A 26,884-nucleotide genomic window follows, 5' to 3' on the forward strand; every position below is an offset into this window, starting at 1 on the left:
TTGTGGCCCTTTGGGTTTATTTACAAATGATATTATCAAATTAACCAATGCTGAAAACATTACAAAAGCCTTTATTTCAGAATCTTTTTAACATCGGATTACTGATTTTGGTGTTAATTCCGTTGTTGGCATTGGCTTGCTACAATCATCCCTCGCCCGTTGATGATTATTGTTATATTGATACCGTTTTCAAATACGGTTATTTTGAAGCCATGAATTTTTACTATACTGGCTGGACAGGGCGCTATTTTGGGATTCTGATGAATCACTCCAACCCGCTCATTTTCAAATGGCCGGGTGGATTCAAACTCCTCTCTTTCCTTTTAATTTTGGGACTAACGAGCAGCCTTTTCGCCTTAGCGAAAGAGGTATTTCCTAAGTGGAGCCGACTTGGGTCGTTTGGTTTGGTGGGTGGATTGTTGTTCTTATTTATTCTTAAAATTGCCAGCATTGCCGAAGCCTTTTATTGGATGGCCGCCTTCGTAACGTATACCGTTCCCAATGCCCTCACCATTTATTGGCTCGTGGTAATGCTGCGCTGGTATCAATTGCCCAAAGGTGGTCTCAAAAATTTCACCTCCGTTTTAGCAGGCTTTTTGGTGTTTGCGGTTATCGGATGCAGCGAAACCAATCTGACCATCATGGTGCTATTGGTGGCAGGATGGTGGGGCTATCAATTGGTTATCAACCGTACTTGGGATTGGTTTGCAGTCTTTTTGGTGGCAGTAGCTGCTTTTTCTTGCTATATTTTCTTTACCTCACCCGGCAACCTCCTCCGCATGAGCGGCAATCCAGAGGGTAGAAATATCCCCTTTTCTGCCATGCAATCCATCAAATTATTGGCCCGACTAAGCCTAGAGTGGATGACCCGAACACCTTTATTGGTATTTACAATTTTATGGATTGCAGTACTGCCAAAAATATTTGTCAATCAGCAAACGATGCGCTATTTTTCGGTACCGCTGTGGGTGGCGGTGTTGGCTTATTTTGGCATTTTATTCGTCCAGATTTTCCCGTCTTACTATGGTATTGGTATTGAACCAGCCCCCCGCGTTATCAATTCTATTTATCTTTATTTCCTGATTGGCTGGTTTTATTGCCTTGCCGTGTTGGTTCGATATTTTTATCAACAGGACTTTTTGGGGGCAAAAAATTGGTATTTACCCCCTTCCATCAAATTGGTGCTTGCCATACTTATTGTGGTAAGTGCGCTCTTTAGCCAAAACTTCCGCATGGTGTATGGTGATTGGCTACGCGGAAGGGCAGCCGCTTATGATTCAGAATTGAAACAACGTTACGCATACATCGAAAATACACCCGGCGACCGTGTGTATGTGGAGCCTCTCAAAGCCCGGCCCCAGTCGTTGTTTTTGGACGATGCCAACCCCGACCCCAAACACTGGTGGGCTAGATGCATGGGTGGCTATTTTGGTAAAAAAGAAGTTGTACTTAAAACAAATCCTTGATGCGTCGGATTATTTTTTGGCTTATTGCTTCTTTCCCGATTGGTCTATTTCTTTTGATTATAGCCCGGTATTCACTCAATGTGCCATGGTTTGATGACTTTGACCCATTCCCAGATTTTTTACGCGAATGGCAACAAACCACTGATTTTGCTTCCTATATTAAATTACTTTTCAAGCCCAACAACGAGCACCGAATGGTATTCGGAAAACTGGCGGCTTTGGGGTATTTTTGGTTGTTTGGAACGCTAAATTTTACGTTTTTGCATTGGGCAGGCACATTTTTTACGCTCGGTACCTTCGCCATTTTTATCAGAGCTATTCGGCAAGACAATATTCCTTGGGCTTATTTATTGCCCTTCCCATTCTTGTTATTTCAGTTGCAATACCACATGACTTCGCTGTGGGCCATTACGGGTCTACAGCACCAACCTGTTATCTTTTTTGTTTGTTTAACGTCCTATCTCTTGGCTCAAAAACGCTTTGCGTGGGCCCTACTCACGGGACTTTGTGCCAATTTTGCGATGAGCAACGGCATCTTTGTCTGGCCAGCGGGATTTGTTATTTTGTTCTTACAGGGAAATTATCGGTGGTTGGGTAGTTGGTTGTTGGCAGGAATTGTGGCGGTCTTTTTGTACTTCTACGGAATGCAAACCCTTAACAACGAGTCTAGTTTTGGGTATTTTCTTCAACATCCACACGAAACTTTCTTTGGTTTTTTTACATTTGTTGGCGGGCTTTTTGACTTCTTTCCCGACCGCAGCACGTTCGAGCGCTCCGTTCTGCCCACTATTTTTGGTATGATAATGACCAGTTGGCTCGGTATCGTGTTGGTAAGGTTGTGGCGGTTATATAAAAAACACGCTCTAGCCCCCAATACACTGCTGCTTTTTTTGATTGGAGTATCCACTTATTTGCTCGCCAATGCCACCATTATTGCCTTTTTACGGCCTCGTTTTGGGTATTTTGTGATGCTGGTCAGTAACTACAAAATTTATCCTGCGCTGTTTATGATGGTCAGCTATGGGTTTTATCTGGGACTTTTTCCGCTCAAAAGAAAATGGCTAAAGGCCGCGCTTGGGTTCAGTATTTTGGTCTGGGGGCTAAGTTTTTTACATTATTGGCCTACCATCATTGAGCGCCGAAAGACTTTGCTTGCTTTTGCCTATAATCAACAATACAACGGATTTGGACTGGGCCTTACCCCCAATTCATCCGCCGCCCTTTACGTCGACACGTTGATGAAGTACCACGTCAACAATATGACGTACCATTATCCAACCGATTTGGCTCCCGCTTTAAAGGCAATCCAAGCCGATACAAGCCTGAAAATCAAGCCAGTCATTACAAAGCAAGAGGAGGGATTGTCTATATTTACCGACGATTTTTCTTACGATTCTGGTTTTGACGTTGCTTTGTACGCCTTTTTGCGTTCCGACAGCCACAACTATTTATTTAAATTAGAACCCAATCTTTACAAAGGGAGAAATTGGTTTCGTCGGTGCGATGGAGGTAGTTTGGTATTGATACCCAAAGAGGCCATTGCAGCAGGCAAATATTCGTTAGGTTTTGTATATGTAAAGCACGGCCAAGCCAAAGCCATGATTTATCAGCCCATTGAATGGCCCTAAACAACCGCTTTGATTACTGTTGAACACACATTGTTAAAAACATTTCGTTTTGGAAAAACCTCAAATTTCAATAATTGCCCCGTTATACAACGAAACTGAATCCTTTCCACATTTGGTAGCTCGCCTCAACAAATTGATGGATAGTCTTTCGCTTTCTATCGAGGTTGTATTGGTGGATGACGGTAGCCGCGACAACACCGCGACGCTCATGCGACAACTTGCGCTGCTTGATAAACGCTACCACTGCGTTTTTTTGTCGCGCAATCACGGACACCAATTGGCCCTTACGGCGGGATTGGCCGCCGCGAGAGGGACCGAAGCGGTGTTTGTCATTGATGGCGACCTTCAAGACCCACCCGAATTACTACCCGATTTTTACAAACTGTACCAAGAAGGTTACGATGTGGTGTATGCCATTCGGCGCAAACGGAAAGAGAATTTTATCAAACGAACGGGATATTATTTGTTTTATCGCCTGTTGAAATCCATTTCATACGTAGAAATCCCGCTCGACAGCGGAGATTTTTCGCTCATTAGCAGGCGCGTGGTGGACGTGATGAATCAAATGCCCGAAGAGAGCCGTTTTTTACGGGGAATGCGCACTTGGGTAGGCTTCAAACAAACGGGATTTGAATACGAGCGCAGCGAGCGAATCGCGGGCGAATCAAAATATTCGTTTAAGCAACTTTTCAACTTGGCTTACAACGGCATTTTTAATTTCAGTGAATTCCCCATCAAATTTATGACGCGGGCGGGCGGCACAGCCATTGGAATTGCCTTGGTATATTTCATCATTGTTATCATCAAAAAATTGCTTTTTGGGGGAGTTATTCAGGGTTTTACGGCATTATTGTTCGTCATTATTCTGTTCAGTGGCGTTCAACTCATTTCATTGGGTATCATCGGCGAGTATGTGTTGCGCATTTTTTTCCAATCCAAAGGCCGCCCGCTGTATATCATCAAAGAAAAGATTGTGGAAGGAAAAGTGGAACAACCGCAAAACCAAACAACCGCAAAACCGCAAAACTGAAAAAGGGGTGTTTGTGCCAATTTTACATTTAAGAAGGTGTATAATTATCCTTTTACTTTTTTCAGTTTAATATTTTACATTTTTCGGTTTTAAAAAATCATGCTGTTTAATTCTGTCCAGTTTCTGCTATTTTTCATTGTTATTACCCTTGCTTATTTCAGTCTGCGCTGGAATCTGCGATGGTTTTTACTGTTGTTGGCGAGTTGTTATTTTTATCTGGTGTTCAAACCGATTTATATCCTTATTCTGTTTGCCACCATTGTCATCGACTACTTTGCGGGGATTTGGATTGCCTCGGCGGCGGGCCCACGTCGAAAATGGCTTTTGGTAATGAGTATTGTGACCAACGTGGGGATTCTAGCCGTTTTTAAATACTTTGATTTTTTTGCCGAAACGTTCAATTCTTTCAGTTGGAAAATGGGAATTGCGTGGAGTATGCCCATTTTAAAACACCTAAATCCCGATTTAATCCTGCCCATTGGTTTGTCGTTTCATACGTTTCAGGCCATGAGTTATACGATTGAAGTGTATCGCGGCAATCAAAAAGCGGAAAAACACTTCGGAATCTATGCCTTGTATGTCATGTTTTATCCCCAATTGGTGGCAGGGCCCATTGAGCGACCGCAAAATGTGCTGCATCAATTCCACGAAAACCATCCCTACGATTGGGAAAATGTAAAAGCAGGACTGACTCGAATGGCGTTTGGTTTCTTTAAAAAAGTCGTCATTGCCGACCGACTCGCCCTGATGCAAGGCCCCGTTTACCTCGACCCTGCCCATTACAACGGGCTAACGCTTTTGGTTGCAACGTTTTTCTATACGTTCCGAATTTATTGCGACTTCTCGGGATATTCTGACATCGCTTTGGGGGCTTCGCAAGTGATGGGGTTTAAGCTTATGGAAAACTTCAAAACGCCTTATATCTCCAAATCCATCTCAGAGTTTTGGGGACGCTGGCACATTTCCCTTTCTACTTGGTTTCGGGATTACCTCTACATTCCGTTGGGCGGGAATCGGGTCAGCGAAGGGCGCGCTTATTTCAACCGATTCACGGTTTTTCTCGTCAGCGGGCTATGGCACGGAGCTAGTTGGAACTTCATCATTTGGGGCGGATTGCACGGCTTTTATCTCGTGTTTGCCTCCCTTAGGGACAAATACCTGAAACGTTGGAACATCACATTGCCCACTGGTGCTTGGTATGGTTATCTACAAACGCTCATCACATTTGTCTTGGTGATGCTTACGTGGGTATTTTTTGCGGTAGGCGACAACCCCAAAATGACCATTGGTGAAGAAGTAAGGAGTTCTTTCTTGATTCTGAAGAAGATTGCCACGCTGTCGATTCACTCCCCTATCCAATCCGCACTCAACTCCGTCGAAATGATTTTTTGTGTTTTACTGATTGGTATTTTACTGATTAAAGAGCACTTTGTATTGCATATTCCAACCCGCCGAGATGTCACATTTTGGAGTATATTCATCACGTTGTCCATCCTTTGTTATTTCTTCGGCGTTTTTGAATCCAATCAGTTTATCTATTTTCAGTTTTAATGATTGAAGCACTATCATTTATGAAGGGCAAAGACACTGAGGCGTATTATTCTCTGCTCCTTAGCGTCTTTGCGTGATTCAAAAAAAACAGTCAGGTTACAGTTGTGTGGCTAGTATCGCAATGCCTTCCGAAAAGCTACGGGGCTCATATCCCAAAACGCGACGCGCTTTATCTAGCACAAAACCCGTACGGGCGGGGCGTTTGGCGGGTTGCGAAAACGTAGAAGAGTCGGCTTGAGCAATCAATGATTTGTCTAAGCCAAAATAATCGGCCGTCAGGATAGCCATTTCGTAGGGAGTAAGGAAATCTTTTCCTGAAATATTGAAAATACCTTCTGCTTCTTGGTCGGCAATCAAAAAACAACCCACGGCCAAATCTTCCGCCAACGTTGGCGTGCGCCATTGGTCGGTGACCACTTTGATGTTTTTCTTCTCTTCCAATGATTTTTTTACCCACAAAATAATGTTGGAACGCGACATATCGTAGGCAATTCCGTATACCAAAACGGTTCTGGCAATAGCCCAACGAATACCCGAATGTTGCACAATCTTTTCGGCAGCATACTTACTCCAACCGTAAAAACTCAGCGGATTGGCCTCCCCTTCTTCCGTGTAGGGGCCCGCAGCACCGTCAAAAATAAAGTCGGTAGAAACGTGGCAGAGAAAAATGTCGTGGGTACGGCAGGCATCCACAATGTACTGAACCGCGTGTACGTTTTGCGCCCAACAATTGTCTTTTTCCGATTCGCACTGATCCACGTTGGTCATGGCCGCTCCGTGAATTACGACATCAGGCTTGGTCTTTCCGATGATGTCTTCCACTTCGTCCCGCTTGGTGATATCCATGGAATAATACTCATAACCTTCCGTGAATGGCAAACGGTTGGCGCCCCGAGCGGTGGCAATACATTGAATGTGAGGCTGTTTTAAAAGAAGTTCGACCAGTTTTTGGCCCAGCAGTCCGTTAGAACCTGTAATAAGAATTTTTTTCATAAACGTAAAAGTAGTAACCGCACGAATACAAGCGCACATAGTTAGTAAAAAATTACTATGCGGTCTGCGTACCTAGGCGGTTACGTTAACAATAAATTATCTAAAATTACGGAGTGTATACGTGAAGGTCAGCATGTAGTATCGCTGCAATACCCGGGTTTGCAGGTCTTCAATGTAGGTTTCGGTAACGGTTCGGCTGATGCTGTTGTTTTGACCCAAGACATCAAAGGTGCTCAATTTCAATTCTCCCGCCTGCTTTTTCAGGAATTTATAGCCGACGGCCGCGTTCCAAAGGGTAAAATTGAGGTTGAAATCCTGCCCCAATCCCGTATAAAACGTATGGTTGAGGTTGGTATTGACAAAGAATCCTGCTTTTGTCAGCCAGTTTAACTTAAAATTGCTGTTTTGATAATAATACGTACCATCCAAAGAAGGCTGTAGCGAATTGCTAACGGTGTTGTAATTTCCATTGACCGACACCGTAAAATCAAGCTGCTCGCTGATGTTGCTACTAAGCACCAGACCTCCATTGATGGAGTGTGTATTGGATGTATTTTGGATGTTGTTAATCAATCCAATGGTGCGGGTATAGCCCGTTCCGATGTTAAAGTTCAGGTTGCTTTTGAGCGAAGTCACTGGCAATCCGTACGTGATAAACGAACGAACGTTCCAGTTCCCATTTACGTTGACCGGCTGCGTAAACTGTGAGCCACGGTTGAGCGGGAATCCTCCCACCACCGTATCACGCGCCGCAATGTACGTTGCCGTACTGATGTTGTTCTGCGTAAATGAGCCATTCAAATTAATAAAGAAGCTGCGGGCCGTTTTGGGATTGGTGACCCCATAACGGAGCGACGTATTGTGGTTGTATTCCTGCTTTAAGTTGGGATTACCCGTTCTTAAAAACAGCGGATTTGAGTTATCCACTACGTTTTGTAATTGACTGATGGATGGCGCATTGGTGCCCGTACGGTAATTGAACCGAAAGCTCTTTCCATCTGCGCCTCGGTAGTTGATCATTGCCGAAGGCAAGATGTTATTAAACGATCGGTTGATTGAAAATTCCAGCGGATAATTCTGTTTGCCGCTCAATTGCGCATTTTGGTAGTTTACTTCTGCCGTAACCATCGTTTTTTTGATGCGCAACCGGTAACTTCCTCCAATTCGATTGGTGATGTAGGTATTGTCAAATTCGTTCGACAACCGCAAATCGGGCGTACTGTATTCGCTCGTGCTTTGGTTATAATTATAGGTTTTGCGGTCTGAATAGTTTTTGGTGAAGGAAGGTGTATAATTAAGCTGCAACTGTCCGCCCCGACCAACGTTTTCTGTCAATGAAATGTTGCTCGAAATCGTGTAGCCATCTGATTTGGTATCGGTGCGCTGGTCGGTTATCTGCAATGAATCGGAGGTTTTGCGGGTATAATAATTTACTACCGAATTCAAAAGCGATTCGCCACTCCGGTCATTGGCCGATGTCGTTAGTCCTACCGTCAGCGTACGCCCTATTTTACCAAAGCGGTGCCGCCACAAAATACTATTTCCGAAATTATATCCATTGTTTTTTGATTCTTTCTCGGTTTGGGTTTGACTGATACGCAGCGCGTTGATGCTGTTGGCTCCTAACAGACTGCTGTAAGCGGTATTGCCCTGAAAACTGATTCGGGGCGTGATGATGAGCGAGTTTTTGGAATTGATGGTGTATTCCAAGCGGGCGTTTAAACGATGGTTTTTGTTATTGTTAGACGAAAAATAATCTTCGTTGTACAACTGCCCGGGCCCTTCGGTCGAGAAGAAAGTTCTTGCCAATTGGCTCAGGTTATTATTGCTCGCATCGTTGAAAAAATAACTACCCGACACTTTCCACTTTTTACCCCAATTGTCGGAGTAGTTCAGTCCAATGGCATTTGTTTTATTGATACCTCCCTGCTGCCCCGACAGAAAATTGCCCGCCGAATTTCCACCGCCAAAGTTACCACCGCCGCCATTGTTTCCGCCACCACCTCGATTTCCACCGCCGCCTCGATTGCCTCCACCTGGTGCACCGCCACCACCTGAACCTCCCAAAACACCTAATAAATCTTCACTGGCAAAATTCTGCTGATTGACGTTATTAGACATTCCAATGACAGAAATACGGGTATCTTTTTTAAAATAATTGGTACTTCCTCCCACCATGTAGCGGTCGTCGGTGCCGTAGCCAGCGTATATTTTCCCAAACTGCCCATTGTTACGATCTGAACGAGTGACGACATTTATTGTTTTTACGGTTTGACCATCATCAAAACCCGTGAATTGCGACTGGTCGCTGAGGCGGTCAAACACTTGAATCTTATCAACCACTTCGGCTGGCAAATTTTTCAGGGCCAGCGTGGCATCATCGCCAAAAAACTCGCGCCCGTCGACCGTCACCTTCTGAACATTTTCTCCCTGTGCTTTTACCTGTCCGTTTTCGATGGTAATGTTGGGCATTTTTTCAATCAAGTCCTGCGCAGTGGCGTCGCGGTTTGTTTTGAAAGCACTGGCGTTATAGACCGTCGTATCTCCTTTTTGGGCCACCCGTTCGGCTACTCCTTTGACCACCACATCTTTCAGAAGCTGGGCATCAGGTTTCAACGAAATAATTCCCAAATCGGGAGCAGTACGCCGCAGATTCAAGCGTTGGTCGTAGGCAGTATAACCCACAAAACTGATGAATAAGCGGTAGGTTGCCAGCGGCACCGATTTTATGGTAAATGCCCCAGCCGTATCGGCCACGACGCCAAACCGAAGGGTAGAATCAGCGGCATTTATGAGCAGAATATTGGCCCCGATCAAGGGGGATTTGTCTCCTTGGTCAGCCACACGGCCCTTCACTTCTACTTGCTGAGCAAGCAGTTGGCCGGTGACTAAAAAAAACAACGAAACGAGAGTAAAGCGAATGTATTGCATGGTGTGCTGTGTTGGGTTTGCCCGTTAGACAGATAAAATAGCATAAAGTTTAGCGATGCTTTTGGCAAAAGCGATGAAAAGACAAAGAATACCGACGATTTGGGCCGTATTTACCGATAAAGTTCAATTTTATATTCAACAGTACGTCCCAATACTTTATGGATAATTCCTTATATTGAGGCACTATTTAACCCCTTTTTATCCATGAACCGTCGCCATTTTTTTCAACAAGCCACCCTCGGAAGTGCGGCTTTAGCTTCTCCTGAAAGCTCGCTTTTAACATCCCCAAAAGACCTTAATCCGTTCAAGCTCGGCCTTTCGACCTATTCGTATTGGCATTTCAAAACACCCAAAGTTGCCATCGAAACGGTCATTGACGAAGCCGCCCGCATGGAGATTGAAGGCGTGGATATCTTGCACCGCCAAATGGACAATGAAGACAACGCCTATCTTCAAAAACTCAAACGACACGCGTTTGTCAACGGGGTAGATTTGATTTGTCTTTCCATCCATCAAAGTTTTGTGTCGCCTGATCCGGCCGAGCGCCAGAAAAACATCGACCACACCCTGCACTGCATCGAGCTGGCCTACAAAATGGGGATTCCGAGCATTCGGCTCAACTCGGGACGCTGGAATACCATCAAATCATTTGACGAACTCATGGCCAAACGCGGCGTTGAGCCTATCCTGCCCGGCTATACTGAAGATGACGGCTTCAAATGGTGCATCGACAGCATCGAAAAATGCCTTGCTAAAGCCGCTGAATGTGGCGTAATGCTTGCCTTGGAAAATCACTGGGGCCTTACTTCCACGCCCGAAGGCCTCCTGCGCATCCGCAAAGCCATTGATTCGCCATGGTTGGGCGTGCTATTGGATACTGGAAATTTTCTGGAAGACCCTTACACCAAACTCGAAAAAGTAGCTCCCCTGGCCAACTTTGTACAAGCCAAGACCTACTACGGCGGTGGCGAGTGGTATTCGCTGGATTTGAATTATAAACGCATCATCAACATCCTACGCCAAGCCAACTACAAAGGGTACATTGCGCTGGAATTTGAAGGAAAAGAAGCCCCAGAAACGGGCGTTCGTAAAAGCGTGGCGATGTTGCGAGAGGCCATGAAAGCTTAACTCCAATCCCACACCACTACGTTCCATACGTCGGTGTAGTCTTCGTAGGTATAAATCGTGCGGAATCCTACGCGTTCATGCGCCCGCTGTGAACGCGTGTTCCGTACGGCTACTTCCGTAACGCAGAGCTCGAAATCGGGGGAGAACTGTTCTTTATGTGCAGCATATAACCCATCAAAAATCCCCTGCCCACGGTGCGACTCGGCAACGCAAATCTGACCCATAACGTAAAAACGATAGTCGCCAATGCGCTTGCCCTGCCATTGCAGCTCGGCCACAATGTCAAACATTGGCACCAATTCTGGCACCAACTGCCCCAACGTGCGCGGCATGACCAAGGCATAACCCACTAAAGTGTCACCGTCTTTGGCAATGATTTGAGGTAGCGCATCATTCATTTGCTTCAGCACCTCCAACGAGTGCTCAACGGTCGTAAACCCTTGGTCCTGCTGGTAAGTAGCGGGGGTGTTTTTATATAAATTTTGGCGCTGAAGGGCCATGATTTGGCGGAGCTCTTCGTCCGATTGTGCAGTCGTATAAGTGATGGGCATCCTGTAATTTATAACCCCGAAAGGGGCTGTAGTTCGCTCACAAAAGTAATAATTGGCTTTCAACAAGCCAAATAAAGCTTTTATCTTTGCTTGGCACGATTCAAACAAACAAATCAACAAATGAGAAAATCATTATACTATCTCTTCTTAACCCTTTTCACTTCCACAACACTTTATGCCCAATATCCAATCCTACCTGAGCGCGAACGCGCCCGCGTGATTGATGAGATTTTGGAAGACCGACTTACCAACCTCCTACCCAAACTCATGCGGCGCGAAGGGATAGATATGTGGGTTATCATCTCACGCGAATACAACGAAGACCCCGTCATGAAAACCATGCTGCCGAGCACGTGGCTGTCGGCTCGCCGCCGTACCATCATGGTATTTTTTGATGCGGGGGGAGATAAACCACTGGAAAAACTGGCCATTGCTCGCTACGACGTAGGCAACTTGCTAAAAGGCGAATGGGACATCAACGTGCAGCCCAATCAATGGTTGGCATTAGGCAAAGTGATTGAAGAGCGCAATCCCAAAAAAATCGCCCTCAATTATTCCAAAGATTACGGACACGCCGACGGTTTAACTTATACCGAACAGAAGGAATTGATGGCGAATTTATCGGAAAAACAAAAAGCTAAAATCGTGTCTGCCGACCGTTTGGCGGTGGCTTGGCTCGAAACTCGCTCCGAAAAAGAAGCCGCCCTTTACCCCTTGATTTGCCGTATTTCACACGAAATTATTCAGGAAGCTTTTTCCGAAAAAGTCATTCATCCGGGCATTACCACCACCGACGATGTGGTGTGGTGGATGCGCCAGAAAGTAACTGATTTGGGGCTTGAAACGTGGTTTCATCCTACGGTCGACATTCAGCGTCACGATCCCGCCAATTTTGACCATTTACGCACGTTTTCCAAGCGCCCTGATAAGCAGGTGATTATGCCCGGCGATTTGATTCACTGTGATTTTGGCATTACCTATTTGCGACTCAATACCGATCAACAACAACACGCATACATTCTGCGGCCGGGTGAATCGGAAGTACCAGAATTTATCAAAAAGGCATTTGCGCAGGGAAATCGCCTGCAAGACCTTTTGACCGAACGCTTTAAGGCAGGCGTAACGGGCAATCAAATGCTCTTGGGGGCGCTCGAACAAGCAAAAAAAGAAGGAATTACGGCCAGTATCTATTCCCACCCCATCGGCGTGCACGGCCACGCGGCTGGGCCTACGATTGGCATGTGGGACCAGCAGAAAGGCGTTCCCGGCCCTGGCGATTATCCTTTGTTTCCCAATACGGGTTATTCCATTGAACTCAACGCCGCGGTGGAAATTGCCGAATGGAAAAAAATCATCCGAATCATGCTCGAAGAAGACGGCTACTACACCGCCGATGGTTTCCGGTACCTAGACGGACGCCAGACCGAAGTGTTTACCATCCCAAGAAAACTGACGAATGTGAAGTAATAAAAACCCCGACAATTCTGCAGACCGTATTGTCCTGAATTGTCGGGGTTTTCATACGCCTTTCGGAGAAGATAAATGCTTAAAAGTACTTCTGATGCTACGACGGGCGCTCTTTCTGCCTTTTTGCAATTGACAACAACAAGGCTGGCAGCAGAATCAGGTTGGTACACATGGCCACCAGTAAAGTGATTGACACCATCACTCCCATGGCCGCCGTACCCCCAAAACTAGAAGCAGCAAAAATAGAAAAGCCACAGAATAAAATGATTGCCGTATAAATCATGCTCAATCCAGTTCCGAAAATAGCCTGCGATACTGCTTCCGAGGCTGTGCGTCCGCGTTGGTAGAGTTCCTGACGATAACGTGTTAAGAAATAAACCGTACCATCAGAAGCAATACCAAAAGTAATACTGAAAACCAGAATCGTAGTCGGCTTAAAATGGATATTAAAGTACCCCATAATCCCCGCCGTTAAGGCCAAAGGAATAAGACACGGAAGTTTGGACAACAAAATAATGGGGATCGAACGGAAAAGTACCATCCCAACAATGGCAATCAAAACGATGGCAATCAACAGACTTTCGTACAAATTGCCCAACAAATAATCGTTGCTTTTCAAAAACACAAGACTGTGCCCCGTCAGGCTGACTTTATACTGAGACGGGTTAAAGATAGAATCAACTTTGGGGCGTATTTGATTGATTAGGTCTTTGATTCGCTCCGAGCCCACATCCGCCATTTGAAAACTCACCCGCGTAATACTGCGGTCTTCGTTCATAAATGAGTTTAATTGTTTTACGCCGCGGTTGTCTCCCTGTACATAATCAGTCAATTTTGATAACTCTAATGCCCCCGGCAACACGTAATATTTGGCTTCGCCTCCCCGATACGCCTGATACAAAAACCGTGAAGCCTCAACCACCGAAACAGGCTTAGAAAACTCTTTAAAATCAGCCATTTCGTTTTGTAATGCCTTGATTTTGTACAACACCTGTGCCTGATTGCCAAACACTCCATTGGGTTGTTTGGTATCAATCATTACTTCAAAAGGCAAAACTCCGTTGAAGTTAGACTCAAAAAAGCGGAGGTCAACGTAAACGGGGTCATTTTGCGGAAGGTCATCCACGATGTACCCCACGGCCTTAATTTTGGTCATCCCATACGCCGAGACCAGAATCACCACCACCATTGCGCCATAAATAGCCCGACGGTGATTGTGTACTAGATAATCAACTTTGGTCAGGAAGCCTTTGGCCCATTTTCCTTCTAAATGCTTTAAATGCCGCGCTTTGGGTAGATTCATATAATGCAACGTGATGGGCAAAAGCACCAAACAAAGTACGTACGTAACCATCACACAAATGGAAGCCACAATGCCAAACTCAACCAGCAAGGCACTGTTGGTAAAATAAAATACCCCAAAACCTATAGCGGTCGTAATATTGGCCAGAAAAATAGAAAGTCCAATCTGACAAATCATCTCCTTAATCGCTTCGTCTTTGTTGCCGTGCGTTTTGAGTTCCAGCTGGTATTTATTCAACAGAAAAACACAGTTTGGTACTCCAATCACAATCAAGAGCGGCGGGATAAGGCCCGTCAATGCCGTAATTTTATACCCAAACAACTGAAGCAAACCAACGGAGAAAATTACTCCCATCAATACCACGCCAATCGACAAGAGCGTAAGCCGAAGCGACCTAAAAAACAGCCAAAGGATAAATGCCGTCACCAATACCGCTAAGGCCATAAAAAGCTTAAGCTCGCCCGATATTTTTTTCATGATGACCGTCCGAATAAACGGCATTCCTGAATAATGAAGGTCGGTTTTGTTTTTTATCGAAAACTCATCGGCCATGACCTTGATTTCTTCCACAATCGTAATCCGTCGCGAAGAGTTTAGGTCTTTGTCATTAAAAGTAATAACAATAAGCGTCGAATTGGTTTTGGAATTGATGGCCAATCCTTCGTAAAAAGGAAGTTTTTGGACCTGATTTTTCAGGCTGTCCATCTCTGTTTGAGTAGACGGCAGTTGCGTAAAAAGCGGTTTAAATTCAAATTTACTCAGGCTGTCATTTCGTTCTACTTTGTATAAATGACCAAGCGAAAGCACATTTTTGATGCCTTTCATGGCCTTGATACGCTCTGCAAGCCCGTACCAGTTCCGAAACTTAGTGAGTTCAAACAAGTTGGGGTCCTGCCAGCCTATCACCATGATAGCGCCATCTTCCCCAAACACCTTCCTAAACTCCTGATATTCTTTTTCGATGGGGTCATTGGGGGGTAAAATACGGGCCATTTGATAAGAAAGTTCGATTTTACTTCCTTCATAACCCATATATGCTACTGTTACAAAGATCAATACAATCCACGCAAACCGAAAACGAATAATGCCTGCCGCAATTTTATTCCACATAGGTAGGATAACTTTTTAGAGGTGCAAAGATAGCCCACACAACGAAGAATAGACAAAAATAAACGGGATATATCATATCAATTAAAATAAAACAAAAACAAAGTTCTCATTTTCAATACTTTACAAAACAACTGATACAAATTTTAAAATCTAAGTCCAAGAAGCCTTCACCAAAAATTATCTTTTGTATCCAAAAACACATTGACTCATAGATTCTAATTTCTCTTGTAGTGACTATTGTCTAAAGAATTTAACCGAATAATAACAAATTGAATCGCCCTTACAAACGGATACTTGTTTTGCCTATTTTAGTTTTTCTATTCCCCTACCAACCCTTTTTTCTATGAAAAATATCCTATTACGCACATTCATTTTTCTGGTGGTCAATATAGTGCTTTTCTGGTTACATTTTTGGATATTCAGAGGGCCTTACCCTTTTGCAGGCTGGGCCACAGGCCTACTTCATATCATCTTTTTAATCCTTTTCCCTTACGCTAACTATTTTAAAAAATGAAAAACCAACTAATCTATCCATTCTTGTCTATCGTGGTTCTGACGGGTTGTACCCGCGTACAGCCCAATTATGAAGGGGTACTTATGAAAAATTACGGACGTGAAGGCCGGGGCGATTTCTCCGTCGTGACTGGCTCCCAAGGGCTGCTGGGCCCTGGAACAGAGCTTTATCAAGTTCCTATGTTTGAACAAAAAGCAGACCCTGCAGAAGTGGTCATTACCGCCAAAGATGCGGGCGTTTTCACCGTCGACCCTTCTCTTACCTATCAGGCGATTCGTACCAAAGGCGCCGATATTATCTTCAACTACAAACACGTAGGAATTGATGATGAAAATACCATCATGGACAACATCGAAGGGGCCGTTCTAAATGCACTGGTGGTAAATGCCTATCGCGAAGAAGCTCGCAATTTCAGCACCGATAGTTTAATGAACAACTTGAATCACTTTGAACAGTCGGTTGAGATACGTTTAAAAAAAGATTTTGAGGGGAAATTTTTCACCCTGACCTCCCTGACCAGTGGTCTTAAGCCCCCAACCTCGATGGCCGAAGCCATAGAACGCCGAAACAACGCCAAACAACAGGCCGAGCAGGTAAAAAACGAGTTGGAAGTAGCGCGCATGAACTTGGAAAAAGCCAAAATTGAGGCCGAAGCCAATCGCGTAAAAGCAAGCGGTCTGGAACCAAGGGTATTGCAAGAACAATGGATTGAGGCCATTCGGAATACCCAAAACAAAGTAATCATCACGGATGGACGCACCCCTATTATCCTAGGCCAACAATAAATCGAAGCAGAATATGAACAGTTTCGTTAAAAAGTTACTAAAAAGAAATTGAATGCAAAAAAAACAAAAACCTTTTTAAATGCCGTTTTAAGAGAATAAAGGCTCTTTTTATCACTTTTTTCAGTTTGAAGTACAACCTTGCAACCTTACTTCAAAAGTATTTGCTAAAGATAATCAATAAGATAGCACGTTTATTGTCATACGAGTGTTAGGTATAATATAGTACTAATTATATAAATGCACCTATGGCTTCAAACAACAGAAACGGCTCCTCTTCGATGAAAGGCAATAAGCGGGACGTGAATGAAATCAAACAAGATCCGTCTTGGTTTATCACTTGTCTGGTCAAAGACCCCGTTAAAAGTTTTACCATCACATTTGACCCTAAGTCACTATCTCTAAAACGGGAAAAGTATGGGGATCGGTTAATTGTGCCGCAAGGTCTGGAGCAATAATCGTTATTAATTGAAGCAATCTTTGGTATACTTCTGCAATTGAGTGTAATGAGTTAAAATCCTAACGCCAGTTTTAGAATATAACACACCAAGATTTGAGTCGCATGTAAGTGAAGGGCACACAAAACATTAAGACCTTTGTTTAGCTTAATGATTTTGTATGGGCTGATAGAAAGCGGAGAACTGTTTTTCTGTTAAAGTCATTGTCTATTAAGGTATTTCAATAATAAAAAAAGGCCAAGCAAATTGCTTGGCCTTTTTTTATTATTGAAATATCCAAAGTGTGGTAAAGTGTGGTAAAGTGTGGTGGTATGGAATGCGTCGCCGCACCGACCCTCTCCTCGTAAGGCAGAAAATAAAAAAAGCCAAGCTTCGGGCTTGACTTTTCTGTGTGGGAGTTGAGGGATTCGAACGGCAGCGGCCGACCGTCCCCGACCCTCTCCTCGTAAGGCAGAAAATAAAAAAGCCAAGCTTCGGGCTTGACTTTTCTGTGTGGGAGTTGAGGGATTCGAACCCCCGACCCTCTGCTTGTAAGGCAGATGCTCTGAACCAGCTGAGCTAAACTCCCTTCGTGTAATTGAAGGATTACTAATATTATTTTTTGTGTGGGAGTTGAGGGATTCGAACCCCCGACCCTCTGCTTGTAAGGCAGATGCTCTGAACCAGCTGAGCTAAACTCCCCTTTTAAACGCTTTTTGACTCGTTGTCCGCGTTTGGGAGTGCAAATATGGTGGCTTCAAAACACAATTCCAACTATTTTTTTCAGTTTTTTTAAGCTTATTTTCAATCTCACTGAGACTCAGTGCAGTTATGAAACATAAAAAGTAAGCCCACCTTCAATTAACTACGGATTCATTCTGGCAAATGATTATTTTCGGTAAACGGTTGTGGGCGCAGCTTGGGCTGCGGCATAAATAGTTATGTCAGCAATGGTAACGTGTGCTGGTGCCATGACGGCGTACAAAATAGTATCGGCAATATCTTCCGCACGCAAAGGCTCAAATCCTTCATAGACTTTAGCCGCCCGACTTTCATCTCCCTTGAAACGAACAAGCGAAAACTCTGTTTCAACCGCCCCAGGTGCGATGTTGGTTATTTTAATTCCGTGTTGGGTCAAATCAAGGCGCATACCTTCGCTAATGGCTTCTACTGCTTTTTTGGAAGCACAGTAGACAGCTCCGTTGGCGTAGGTTTGCTTACCCGCTACCGAGCTGATATTTACAATGTGACCCTTGCCACGTTCAATCATTCCTGCAATCACCGCCTTTGATACGTACAAAAGCCCTTTTACATTCCCATCCATCATCGCATCCCAATCACGTAGATCACCGTCTTGTATCGGCGACATCCCATGGGCATTCCCAGCATTATTGACCAAAATATCAATAGACTTAAAATCAGTAGGAAGGGAGGCAATGGCCTTCGCTACTTCAGCACTATCACGGACATCAAACAGGAGTGTGGTAGTTTTCACCTGCTTACCTAATACATCTGCTAGTTCTGTTAATCGTTCCTGACGGCGACCACACAAAATCAAGTTAATACCCGCATTCGCAAAAGCGACGGCGGTGGCTTTTCCGATGCCCGAGGTGGCACCCGTAATAAGAGCTATACGTGACATGAATATAAAAAGTAGAAGTTGATAAAAGCCAAAAATGGCCACAAACCATTTAAAATACAAATAGAAGATTCTTTTAGGGCACCTTAATCTTCAGTGGTGAGAAGCAAATCAATAACAGCATTTAAAATAGCCTTCGAAAAAGGCCGATGCAAGTAGGCAATTTTGTATGAGGATGGGGACGAAAGAATCATTCTTTCATTTGCATCAGCAATTAAAATAATGGGTAAGTGTGTACCTTTTGTCTCTGTAAAAAAATCTTTTTGGGAGTAATGGCATACAATTAAATTAGGTCCTTCATTAAGTTTCTGAGCTAAACCCTTTGAATCAACATCAGAAGTAAATAAAACCTCGAATCCTAATTCCTTGACCATTCCCTCAATGGTATCAATATCTTTCAGCATCTCCTTTGCTAAAAGGATTCTAGCATTCAAGCTCCTCATTTTTCGGGTAAAGGGTAAAGTGGTCGCTTTTGATTACTCTGTATCAGGCGTAAAGATAAGTCATTCTTTGGATTAATTATATGTTGCTACATTTGATTATAACGTAAAGGATAAGAAAAAGCCCCTATCATACAGAAGACAGGGGCTTTCAATAAAAGGGCAATAAACTAATATACTACCAACCTTTATTTATTGGGCTGAGGCGTATAACGCAGATAGGGCTTCACAATATTCAGCCCTTTGGTAAATTTCTTTTGCGCATCTTCGGTCGAAACCGCAGGCACAACGATTACATCTTCGCCATCTTTCCAGTCAGCGGGCGTAGCTACCTGATAATTGGCGGTTAATTGGAGCGAATCAATTACCCGAAGTATTTCATTAAAATTACGTCCCGTTGAGGCAGGGTACGTGAGCGTCAATTTGATTTTTTTATCAGGCCCAATCACAAAGACTGAGCGTACAGTAGCCTTTTCACTGGCATTGGGGTGAATCATATCATACAACGTTGCCACATTGCGGTCGCTGTCGGCTATGATTGGAAAGTTTACAACGGTGGAGTTTACTTCGTTGATATCGGGTACCCAACGATTGTGAGATTCTAAATCATCCACACTTACCGCTATAACTTTAACATTGCGCTTTTCGAATTCTCCTTTCAGAAGAGCCGTTCTACCTAATTCTGTGGTACAAACGGGCGTAAAATCTGCTGGGTGCGAAAAAAGAAGCCCCCAAGAATCACCAAGCCATTGGTGAAAACTAACGTGACCTTGTGTTGTGTCTGCTTCAAAATCTGGAGCTACATCGCCTAATCTTAGTGACATATTCTTGAATGATTTTTGGTTAAACAATTATTTTTACTTAATATCTATGGATTTAATATGTTAATTCACACTATTGGCTAGCCTTTAAGGCATCTACATATTTTATTCCGTACAAAAGGAATACAACGAGTAAATCGAATTTGTTCCACGTTTTAGCTTTTTAAACTAAACTTTAGATATAAAGCGTTTTTATGACAAGTTTTACGGATATTTTTTAGAAAAATGCATTACACCAGGCTACATTGCTCTTTTTTATGCCTTTTAACACTCATTCAAACCTACTTATCGTTTGGTTCAGAGCATCATTTTATCGTGCCAGAAGATACATTAAAACAGCACTCAAGCATATTTTCTAGAATCTTTGACGTGCAAAAAGACTCAATAAAGCACAGGCCAAAACTTACATATACGCTAAATTGGGACGCAAGAAGTTCGTTTGTTGACAAAAAACTGGTCAATATTTGGGGGGTAAATACGGGGATTTCTTTTGGAAGAAATCGAAATGAGCTTACATTTGGGTATTACTGGCTCACATTTAATTCTTTTTTAAGATTGATTGATTTACGAAAAAATGCCTCCCAACTCATCAACTTGGGATATTATACTAAAACAGATTTATACTATTTTAATCTGATGTATTGGCCCAATATCATTGAAAACAACCGATGGCGTTTTAGTATTCCCGTAGAGCTGGGCATTGGAGCCACCCAAAGCACCGCCAACAAACTATTCAGCGACCTGTTTATCTGGCGTAGAAAAGACTTCTTTATGCCTGCCCAAATCGGCCTTTATGCCAAATGGAAAGCCACCCGCTGGGTTGGGTTAAGTGTACAAGGAGGGTATCGCTACGCGATTTATCAACAGAATTTACCCACCAACTATAACGGTGCCTATTATAGTTTTGGATTTACGCTGGAAAGTGCCCTCTTTAAAGACACCTTTCATTTGGCAAATCAATCGTTAAAAAAACGTAAAGCCCAAAAAGACAAAGCCAAAGAATAATCAAAATAATTATGAAAAAAATTGTTACGTTCGGTCAAATCATGATGCGGTTGTCGCCACCAGGATTCACACGCTTTGTACAAGCTCATCAGTTTGATATAACGTATGCCGGTGGCGAAGCCAATGTAGGGATTGCAACCGCCCAGTGGGGCGTGGAAGCGGTGCATGTAACGCGTTTTCCTGACAACGATATGGGGCGCGCGGCCATTATGTACCTTCGAAAATATGGACTCAATACTTCCGAAATTCATTTGGGAGGCGACCGGCTGCCTGTCTATTTCGTCGAAAACGGGGCCAATGCCCGGGCAAGTCAGGTAATCTACGACCGCATGAACGACTCTTTTTGTACGCTTGATGAGCGAGAGTTTGACTGGGAGCGTATTCTTAAAGGAGCTGATTGGTTTCATTTTACGGGCATTACGCCCGCTTTGTCTAAAAGCGCGGCTCACGCATGCCAACAAGCCGTTCAAACCGCGCGTAAGTTGGGGGTAAAAGTGTCGGCAGATGTAAACTACCGCAAAGGGCTCTGGCAATGGGGCAAAACGCCCAAAGAAGTAATGCCCGAATTGGTCGAGCATTGCGACCTTATTGTATGTGGAAATTCTAACGCAGACGAATTGTTTGATATTTATCCTAAAGCGGGCGAAAAAAACAGCTGGGTCTCAACGATGAAACAAGTCATGGAGCGTTTTCCAAACCTAAAATTGGCATTGGATACCAAACGACAATCCATCAGCGCCTCGCACAATGAACTGAAAGGAAAAGCTTTTGACGGCCACACCTATTTCAAAACCATCACCCACGACCTGCACCACATTGTAGACCGAATCGGAAGCGGGGATGCCTTCATTGCTGGTTTTTTGTTTGGTTACGATTATTTCAAACGAGACGTGCAACGCACTCTTGATTTTGCCACCGCCTCCGCCGCACTCAAGCACACCGTAGAAGGCGACTTCAATTTGGTAAGCATAGAAGAGATACAACGATTGGCCACGGGAGATACGTCAGGGAAGTTGTCGAGGTAAATGAAAGCTGCAACTTGACTATATATAAGTTTTTTCCATAAAAAGGTTTGATGTATATAATATTAAAACTAATTTCGTAGTTAATTAGTAAATAACCCTAATTAGCCATGAAACTCATTTACGGAGCACTGTTTTTTTTAAGCGTCATTTCAGCTTCAGCCCAAATCAACATCATGCCCTTTGCCGAAGCGGCAAAGAAAGGTTTTACGTATCGGAAGTTGGATAGTTTATACCGGGGACAACGCACATTTTATGAAGGCACACAAGAAGAATATGTAAAAGAAGAAAACGCGCTTCTGCGTCGAAAAAGCCAAATTGCCCGTAAAATTTTTGGTATTCGGACCGACCCTGCCGCTATTGCATATCACCTTTACACTGGCAAAACGGGTAAGTTTGAATATCTTTTGTACGAAATACGTGGTAGAATTTCTGCTGAATCAGAAAAACAGCTCATTGACTCTCTCAGGATATTACTTGACAATTACCGGTTTGGTGTAAAAATCGTTTCTTCGCACGTATCTTCCCATTTCATGAACCTGGGGCTTATTCGAACGATTCCGAAAAGCGACAGTGTCATCAGTAGCTTGGAAGCCGCTCATTCAACTACTCGCCCCGATACCGTCAAAATTCTGGCCCTGAATCAATTGGAACTCATGACGGTGCCTGATGTTATTTATCGATTCACCAATATGAAGGAGCTAAATCTGAGTTTTAATGAACTGAAAAACGTTTCTATTGATATAAGCCGCCTTCCAAAATTACAACAGATATGGCTTAACAACAATCAATTGACCGACAGCAATTTGCAACTCACTAAAAACAAAACGCTGCGGATTTTAAATATACAGGGGAATCAATTCACCAACATCCCCGCCGCCGTAAAAAACTGCCGACGACTCAAAAGCTTGTGGATGGGTTACAACAATCTCACAACGCTCAACCAAAGGAGTTTTACAAAAATGCGTCGATTACAAGACATTAATCTCTATTCTTGTGGACTAAAATTTATCCCCAAAGGAATTGTAAAACTGCGGCGGTTGGAAGTAATAGATCTTTATTACAACCAACTCTCTACCCTCCCCTCTTCCCTGAGTCGGATGAGGAAATTACAGCAACTGGCCCTTTCCCACAACCAACTCACCCAACTTCCCAACAATCTGGGGAAGCTAAAAAAACTCCAAACCCTCTATCTGCACCATAACCGACTCGCCCAACTTCCCAAGAGCATTGGAAAACTTAAATCACTGCAAATTTTGGACATTGGTTACAATCAATTCAGTACCCTGCCCAACCAAATTGCGTATTTGCAACGTGTTGAAGAGATTGATATGAGTTATAATAATTTGAGTGAGGTACCTGCCCCCATTCCCCACCTGCGTCAGCTCAAAAAAGTTTATTTGCGTGAAAATCCTGTAGCTCAGGACCTACAGCTTCGCGAACGCTCCAAGCCTATCGTACAAGTATTGGAAGGCAATGCTATCCAAGTTTCTTATTGAAGATTTTTTTTAAATCCAACTTGCAAATGTCATATCAGACCTGCATCTTTGCAGTCCCGTTTGAGAGGTAAGGCACACAACAATGCTTTATACAATCAAAAAAACAAAATATTGACATATGGGGGATTAGCTCAGTTGGCTAGAGCGCTTGCATGGCATGCAAGAGGTCATCGGTTCGAATCCGATATTCTCCACCCTGATTATCAACGACTTACAGACACTTCTGTAAGTCGTTTTTGTTTTTACTAAAACATTACTAAAACATTTTTGATTTGTTTTAGTGGCTTAGGAAAGGTAAAAATTTGATTTTTGTGGCCGTGTATTTATAGTTCCATTGATTTCTGTTGTGTTTTTCACCAGCTTCACTTCAATTCAATAACATATTTTGCAAGGTATATATCCCATTCCTCTGGCTTCTGAGACACTAACTTCTCCTCTACTCGCCTTACATCTTTTAAAACCAGCACATATATAGGCATGATAAGCATACGCGTTTTTGCTATAACATACGTATACTCTCGCTTCTTGAACTCAGGTTCGGGTTTTCTCTACTCTTTTATACGGAGTAGAGGGTTGTCTAGGAGAAACTTGCTGAAAAGCATCACAAAAGAAATAAACTGATACAAAAATCAGCGAAAGAACGTTTTTCATAACAAATCAACTTAATTACAAAGAACCCCATCCATAATAGACAGGGCCCAATTCAACTCATTTTATACTTACCTCCGCTACGGATTTCTATCACCAAACTCTAACACCAAGCCGTACACCTGCACGATGTATATTGGCGCTTATTGAACTATTTAGGGTAGCCGAAGGATTGGTGGCATTGGCGTTGTAAATACCAGTAAAATTATAACTGCCAAACAATTCCAAAAAGCAGCCAAAGCGTTTGCGTTGAAGCTCGATGCCGATTCCTCCGATTCCAGAAAAAGATTGAGCGTTTAATTGCTCTTTATCATCAATGATTTTCCCCGATGTATAATGCACATAACGATAGGAAAGCGGGATCATTCCTTCTATGCCCAGTTTTACATAAGGTCTCCATCTGTTAGGGTCGGTTATTGCCTTATGAAGTTTCATAGTTGCAAATCCATTGACGCCTTTTAATGCAAAATCTTCCAGTACGTATTTTGTCTCTTTGATTGTTCCTAAAGATTGAAATTGGGTTTCAAAATATTCGGCACCAACGGAAAAGTCAACGGGAGAAGAATGGCTGATTAGGCTTAATTGAAGCCCACCACTTATAAGATGCCAAATCGACATTTCTTGCGTTTTGTTTCCAACCCTATAATTAGGCTTTATTAAAGAATAGGCACCGATTACTTCTGGACGAAAATAAGTGGTCTCACTCTTGCAGCGTTCAGGGAATGCTTCGCATTCGAGCTCACTCAACTTGGCATTGACAACTTCGATTTGACCAGGAGCTGCACATTTTAGGCTTTCTTCGTAAAGACGATATGCTTTTTTCCATTCCTTAGTACTTTCAGCTTTTTCAGCCCTTACTAACGTCTCTTTATAGCAAATACGGCTTTTACAAGCCTGTATACTTTCCAATAGAGTTTTATTATCTCTACTGCGTTTAGCATCATCACATATTTTTAAATCCTTTAGACGGTCATAGCTATTTTGAGCTTCATCACAGCGTTCACGCTGCACTAAATCACGAATTTGGCTTTGTAGCTCTGAATATAAACTGTCATTTTTCGTAAGACTTAGAATACTGTCAGTAAGCGATGCGTAGTTGTTTAGTATACCTGAAGCGGCATCAGAACAAACATTCAGTTTTATGGAAGCTTCATCCCATTTAGCTTTTGCTTCCTGTAAACGACAATTATTGAGGGCCCTACGGACATCTGTCACTGATTTTCTAAAATCCCTTATGACTGAATCACATCCCAGTTTTCCCACTACCCTACTTTTAGCTTCTTCAACTTCATTCAACTTTTGAGGCGCTACCAAATTTTGGGCTTTCGCTAAGTAGGTCAGTGCACGTTCTACCTGCCCCTTCTCTCCACTGTCGTCAAATGATTTCTCGGCAAAACCTGCCAACTCAACCAATGCTGACACATATTCCTGTTTAGCGCAATCTAAAAGGGTATTTCCTACCAGTGGAGTATTAGCCGCATTTTTTAATAAATTTTCATAAGCACTTATCAATAAGGTTTCTTTACTACGGTCCAATTTGGGATTGAGCTTACTAATTTCATTCTGAGTATTTTGAAACTCCTTAATACTTTCCAATAGTTTATCAGAATTTTCAATTTTGTCTTTGTTTAACTTAATATAGCTTGCAAGTTGGTCAATTTTACAAGCTTTCGCCAGCGATTGTATGATAACCAACGGAGACTGATTTATTGGAAAAGTCGTTGATACTTCCATTGACTCAATCTTTTCCCTTAATGGTTGTATTTTAAAAATTGAAATTTTCTCACCTTCCTTTAGCAAACTGATTTCCTCTTCTTCTGTTATTCCCTTGGCTTTGGCCTCTCTCACCTTTTTTCCCCAAGCTTTTAGGTCTCGCACGGCTGTAATACCCTCTTCGTACTGTTTTTGAAGCGTTGTATTCAATGTACTGCCCCATTTCTTCGCCTTTTGAAAACTAAACTGAGCACCTGAAGTATCCATCTGAATAATTTGCCTTTGCCCTTTATCAGACCACTCGAAACCTGTGACGATGCGCTCAAGGTCACGAACTTGACCAACAAGCCCCTTATCTATCTGAATCAGACATAGTTGTATCCTGTCTTCAAAAGCAGCTATTCTGTCGCTGTTTGGCATCAGTTTTCGGTATTCTCGGTATTGGGAAAGGGCTTGCAGGAAGCCCTTGGCTTTAAAGTTTTTTTCGGCTTGCTGATAGAGGTTCTTAAGCTGATTACATTTTTTGATCTGGTTTTCAAAGTAATCATTCGTGGCACCACTCATCAGCACTTTGTAGGATGCATAAATACCGCGTGCTTCATCAAATTTGCCCTCCTGTAGCTTTTGGTCACCGGTTCGTAAGATTTGATACAAATCAGGGTTGTCAAAAAGTCGTTGTGAATAGCCAACATATGAAAAAAAAATAAATAGGATGTAAAGGTAATTTTTCATTTGCATTTATCAGGAATGTGCGATTGCAGAATTGCGGCCATTTTATAGTAATTATTAGGTATGTACTTTAATGTAGGCTGATTTACATATAAGTTACACAGATATACAGCATTATTCTCATATTTTTTCACTAGCTTTTCAACATATAATTTTTCGAGGCAAGAGTGGTTTTTTAGTAATTTTTGAACTTCCCAAAATTTTATTTCAGCACTATCGTAGTCACCCTTCTTCAATAGGTCATCCCCAGACTGTAATAAGCTAATATAGAGCTCAGTAGGACAATGTATAGACCGCGCAGACTTTTTAGAAGGAATTAAAAAGATTATTAACCCCATTAGTAATACTACTAATCCACCAATAATTACTATTTTTGAAGGAGATGCCCAAGACATTTTAACTTTACTCATGCTATAGTTTAAATTTGTGAGCAAGTAAATAAATATTGGGTAAAATTAATACATTTCACCCTTTTTA

Annotated in this window: 20 protein-coding genes and 3 tRNA genes; 12 read left to right on the top strand and 11 right to left on the bottom strand. The window is 42.9% G+C overall.

Annotation, left to right across the window (positions count from 1 at the left end; translation table 11 throughout):
* The first annotated feature begins 47 nt into the window (after positions 1–47).
* The 4 genes from GVN20_RS08075 to GVN20_RS08090 all read left to right on the top strand — a co-directional run bounded on the left by GVN20_RS08075 (position 48) and on the right by GVN20_RS08090 (position 5,675).
* Positions 48–1,466, top strand: a complete 1,419-nt coding sequence (locus tag GVN20_RS08075) for a DUF6056 family protein (RefSeq protein ID WP_166557822.1) — start codon at positions 48–50, stop codon at positions 1,464–1,466.
* Positions 1,466–3,094 carry a hypothetical protein gene (locus tag GVN20_RS08080; protein ID WP_166557823.1) on the top strand — a complete coding sequence of 543 codons (1,629 nt, stop codon included), beginning with the start codon at positions 1,466–1,468 and terminating at the stop codon, positions 3,092–3,094. The genes GVN20_RS08075 and GVN20_RS08080 overlap by 1 nt, the downstream gene beginning before the upstream one ends.
* A 49-nt stretch (positions 3,095–3,143) precedes the next feature.
* The gene (locus GVN20_RS08085) at positions 3,144–4,124 is read left to right on the top strand and encodes a glycosyltransferase family 2 protein (RefSeq protein WP_166557824.1); all 981 of its coding nucleotides are present in this window, start codon (positions 3,144–3,146) and stop codon (positions 4,122–4,124) included.
* 99 nt (positions 4,125–4,223) lie between these two features.
* Positions 4,224–5,675 carry an MBOAT family protein gene (locus GVN20_RS08090; protein WP_166557825.1) on the top strand — a complete coding sequence of 484 codons (1,452 nt, stop codon included), beginning with the start codon at positions 4,224–4,226 and terminating at the stop codon, positions 5,673–5,675.
* Positions 5,676–5,771: 96 nt separating this feature from the next.
* Here GVN20_RS08090 and GVN20_RS08095 read toward each other — a convergent pair whose 3' ends face one another.
* Entirely contained in the window at positions 5,772–6,668 is an 897-nt protein-coding gene (locus tag GVN20_RS08095) for an SDR family oxidoreductase (RefSeq protein WP_166557826.1), read from the bottom strand.
* A 96-nt stretch (positions 6,669–6,764) separates the two neighbouring features.
* Positions 6,765–9,599, bottom strand: coding sequence for a TonB-dependent receptor (locus GVN20_RS08100; protein ID WP_166557827.1), 2,835 nt, complete (start codon positions 9,597–9,599; stop codon positions 6,765–6,767).
* Positions 9,600–9,803: 204 nt separating this feature from the next.
* Between GVN20_RS08100 and GVN20_RS08105 the strand changes: the two genes are divergently transcribed.
* Entirely contained in the window at positions 9,804–10,727 is a 924-nt protein-coding gene (locus tag GVN20_RS08105; RefSeq protein ID WP_166557828.1) for a sugar phosphate isomerase/epimerase, read from the top strand.
* On the opposite strand, the gene GVN20_RS08110 is transcribed toward GVN20_RS08105, so the two are convergent.
* The gene (locus tag GVN20_RS08110; protein WP_166557829.1) at positions 10,724–11,278 is read right to left on the bottom strand and encodes a GNAT family N-acetyltransferase; all 555 of its coding nucleotides are present in this window, start codon (positions 11,276–11,278) and stop codon (positions 10,724–10,726) included. The genes GVN20_RS08105 and GVN20_RS08110 overlap by 4 nt on opposite strands.
* 120 nt (positions 11,279–11,398) lie before the next feature.
* Between GVN20_RS08110 and GVN20_RS08115 the strand changes: the two genes are divergently transcribed.
* A complete protein-coding gene (locus GVN20_RS08115; protein ID WP_166557830.1) occupies positions 11,399–12,745 on the top strand; it encodes a M24 family metallopeptidase in 1,347 nt (448 codons plus the stop codon).
* A 97-nt stretch (positions 12,746–12,842) separates the two neighbouring features.
* Here the strand turns inward: GVN20_RS08115 and GVN20_RS08120 are convergent, their stop codons facing one another.
* Complete coding sequence (locus GVN20_RS08120; protein WP_166557831.1) at positions 12,843–15,158, bottom strand: RND family transporter; 2,316 nt, start codon at positions 15,156–15,158, stop codon at positions 12,843–12,845.
* A 510-nt stretch (positions 15,159–15,668) separates the two neighbouring features.
* On the opposite strand from GVN20_RS08120, the gene GVN20_RS08125 reads away from it, so the two are divergent.
* Together GVN20_RS08125 and GVN20_RS08130 are read left to right on the top strand one after the other, a co-directional pair.
* Positions 15,669–16,457, top strand: a complete 789-nt coding sequence (locus tag GVN20_RS08125; protein ID WP_166557832.1) for an SPFH domain-containing protein — start codon at positions 15,669–15,671, stop codon at positions 16,455–16,457.
* Positions 16,458–16,702: 245 nt separating this feature from the next.
* Positions 16,703–16,912, top strand: coding sequence for a hypothetical protein (locus GVN20_RS08130; protein ID WP_114065239.1), 210 nt, complete (start codon positions 16,703–16,705; stop codon positions 16,910–16,912).
* Positions 16,913–17,405: 493 nt separating this feature from the next.
* Here GVN20_RS08130 and GVN20_RS08135 read toward each other — a convergent pair.
* The 5 genes from GVN20_RS08135 to GVN20_RS08155 form a co-directional block, all read right to left on the bottom strand.
* A tRNA-Val gene (locus GVN20_RS08135) sits at positions 17,406–17,480 on the bottom strand.
* Between the two features lie 38 nt (positions 17,481–17,518).
* Positions 17,519–17,593: transfer RNA gene (locus tag GVN20_RS08140), tRNA-Val, on the bottom strand.
* Positions 17,594–17,780: 187 nt separating this feature from the next.
* Positions 17,781–18,533, bottom strand: a complete 753-nt coding sequence (locus tag GVN20_RS08145) for an SDR family NAD(P)-dependent oxidoreductase (protein WP_166557833.1) — start codon at positions 18,531–18,533, stop codon at positions 17,781–17,783.
* Positions 18,534–18,616: 83 nt separating this feature from the next.
* Positions 18,617–18,964 carry a hypothetical protein gene (locus GVN20_RS08150; RefSeq protein ID WP_166557834.1) on the bottom strand — a complete coding sequence of 116 codons (348 nt, stop codon included), beginning with the start codon at positions 18,962–18,964 and terminating at the stop codon, positions 18,617–18,619.
* Positions 18,965–19,158: 194 nt separating this feature from the next.
* Positions 19,159–19,794, bottom strand: a complete 636-nt coding sequence (locus GVN20_RS08155) for a peroxiredoxin (RefSeq protein ID WP_114070055.1) — start codon at positions 19,792–19,794, stop codon at positions 19,159–19,161.
* A 552-nt stretch (positions 19,795–20,346) separates the two neighbouring features.
* Between GVN20_RS08155 and GVN20_RS29560 the strand changes: the two genes are divergently transcribed.
* From GVN20_RS29560 to GVN20_RS08175, 4 genes are all read left to right on the top strand, one after another.
* Entirely contained in the window at positions 20,347–20,796 is a 450-nt protein-coding gene (locus GVN20_RS29560; RefSeq protein WP_206023223.1) for a hypothetical protein, read from the top strand.
* An 11-nt stretch (positions 20,797–20,807) separates the two neighbouring features.
* Complete coding sequence (locus GVN20_RS08165) at positions 20,808–21,821, top strand: sugar kinase (RefSeq protein WP_166557835.1); 1,014 nt, start codon at positions 20,808–20,810, stop codon at positions 21,819–21,821.
* Between the two features lie 107 nt (positions 21,822–21,928).
* Entirely contained in the window at positions 21,929–23,317 is a 1,389-nt protein-coding gene (locus GVN20_RS08170; protein WP_166557836.1) for a leucine-rich repeat domain-containing protein, read from the top strand.
* A 120-nt stretch (positions 23,318–23,437) separates the two neighbouring features.
* Positions 23,438–23,511: transfer RNA gene (locus tag GVN20_RS08175), tRNA-Ala, on the top strand.
* Between the two features lie 547 nt (positions 23,512–24,058).
* On the opposite strand, the gene GVN20_RS08180 is transcribed toward GVN20_RS08175, so the two are convergent.
* Positions 24,059–26,410 carry a hypothetical protein gene (locus GVN20_RS08180; RefSeq protein WP_166557837.1) on the bottom strand — a complete coding sequence of 784 codons (2,352 nt, stop codon included), beginning with the start codon at positions 26,408–26,410 and terminating at the stop codon, positions 24,059–24,061.
* Positions 26,407–26,817 (bottom strand): hypothetical protein, encoded by a 411-nt coding sequence (locus GVN20_RS08185; RefSeq protein WP_166557838.1) that lies wholly within the window; start codon positions 26,815–26,817, stop codon positions 26,407–26,409. Before GVN20_RS08185 ends, GVN20_RS08180 begins: the two co-directional genes overlap by 4 nt.
* Between the last annotated feature and the right edge of the window lie 67 nt (positions 26,818–26,884).

The organism is Runella sp. CRIBMP, assembly GCF_009905605.1.
GTDB lineage: Bacteria > Bacteroidota > Bacteroidia > Cytophagales > Spirosomataceae > Runella.

Excerpts from the sequence above, each read along its gene's own strand:
- GVN20_RS08075 (WP_166557822.1), top strand. The coding sequence starts at position 48 with ATGCTGAAAACATTACAAAAGCCTTTATTTCAGAATCTTTTTAACATC.
- GVN20_RS08080 (WP_166557823.1), top strand. The coding sequence starts at position 1,466 with ATGCGTCGGATTATTTTTTGGCTTATTGCTTCTTTCCCGATTGGTCTA.
- GVN20_RS08090 (WP_166557825.1), top strand. The coding sequence starts at position 4,224 with ATGCTGTTTAATTCTGTCCAGTTTCTGCTATTTTTCATTGTTATTACC.
- GVN20_RS08095 (WP_166557826.1), bottom strand. The coding sequence starts at position 6,668 with ATGAAAAAAATTCTTATTACAGGTTCTAACGGACTGCTGGGCCAAAAA.
- GVN20_RS08100 (WP_166557827.1), bottom strand. The coding sequence starts at position 9,599 with ATGCAATACATTCGCTTTACTCTCGTTTCGTTGTTTTTTTTAGTCACC.
- GVN20_RS08105 (WP_166557828.1), top strand. The coding sequence starts at position 9,804 with ATGAACCGTCGCCATTTTTTTCAACAAGCCACCCTCGGAAGTGCGGCT.
- GVN20_RS08110 (WP_166557829.1), bottom strand. The coding sequence starts at position 11,278 with ATGCCCATCACTTATACGACTGCACAATCGGACGAAGAGCTCCGCCAA.
- GVN20_RS08115 (WP_166557830.1), top strand. The coding sequence starts at position 11,399 with ATGAGAAAATCATTATACTATCTCTTCTTAACCCTTTTCACTTCCACA.
- GVN20_RS08120 (WP_166557831.1), bottom strand. The coding sequence starts at position 15,158 with ATGTGGAATAAAATTGCGGCAGGCATTATTCGTTTTCGGTTTGCGTGG.
- GVN20_RS08125 (WP_166557832.1), top strand. The coding sequence starts at position 15,669 with ATGAAAAACCAACTAATCTATCCATTCTTGTCTATCGTGGTTCTGACG.
- GVN20_RS08130 (WP_114065239.1), top strand. The coding sequence starts at position 16,703 with ATGGCTTCAAACAACAGAAACGGCTCCTCTTCGATGAAAGGCAATAAG.
- GVN20_RS08145 (WP_166557833.1), bottom strand. The coding sequence starts at position 18,533 with ATGTCACGTATAGCTCTTATTACGGGTGCCACCTCGGGCATCGGAAAA.
- GVN20_RS08155 (WP_114070055.1), bottom strand. The coding sequence starts at position 19,794 with ATGTCACTAAGATTAGGCGATGTAGCTCCAGATTTTGAAGCAGACACA.
- GVN20_RS08165 (WP_166557835.1), top strand. The coding sequence starts at position 20,808 with ATGAAAAAAATTGTTACGTTCGGTCAAATCATGATGCGGTTGTCGCCA.
- GVN20_RS08170 (WP_166557836.1), top strand. The coding sequence starts at position 21,929 with ATGAAACTCATTTACGGAGCACTGTTTTTTTTAAGCGTCATTTCAGCT.
- GVN20_RS08180 (WP_166557837.1), bottom strand. The coding sequence starts at position 26,410 with ATGAAAAATTACCTTTACATCCTATTTATTTTTTTTTCATATGTTGGC.
- GVN20_RS08185 (WP_166557838.1), bottom strand. The coding sequence starts at position 26,817 with ATGAGTAAAGTTAAAATGTCTTGGGCATCTCCTTCAAAAATAGTAATT.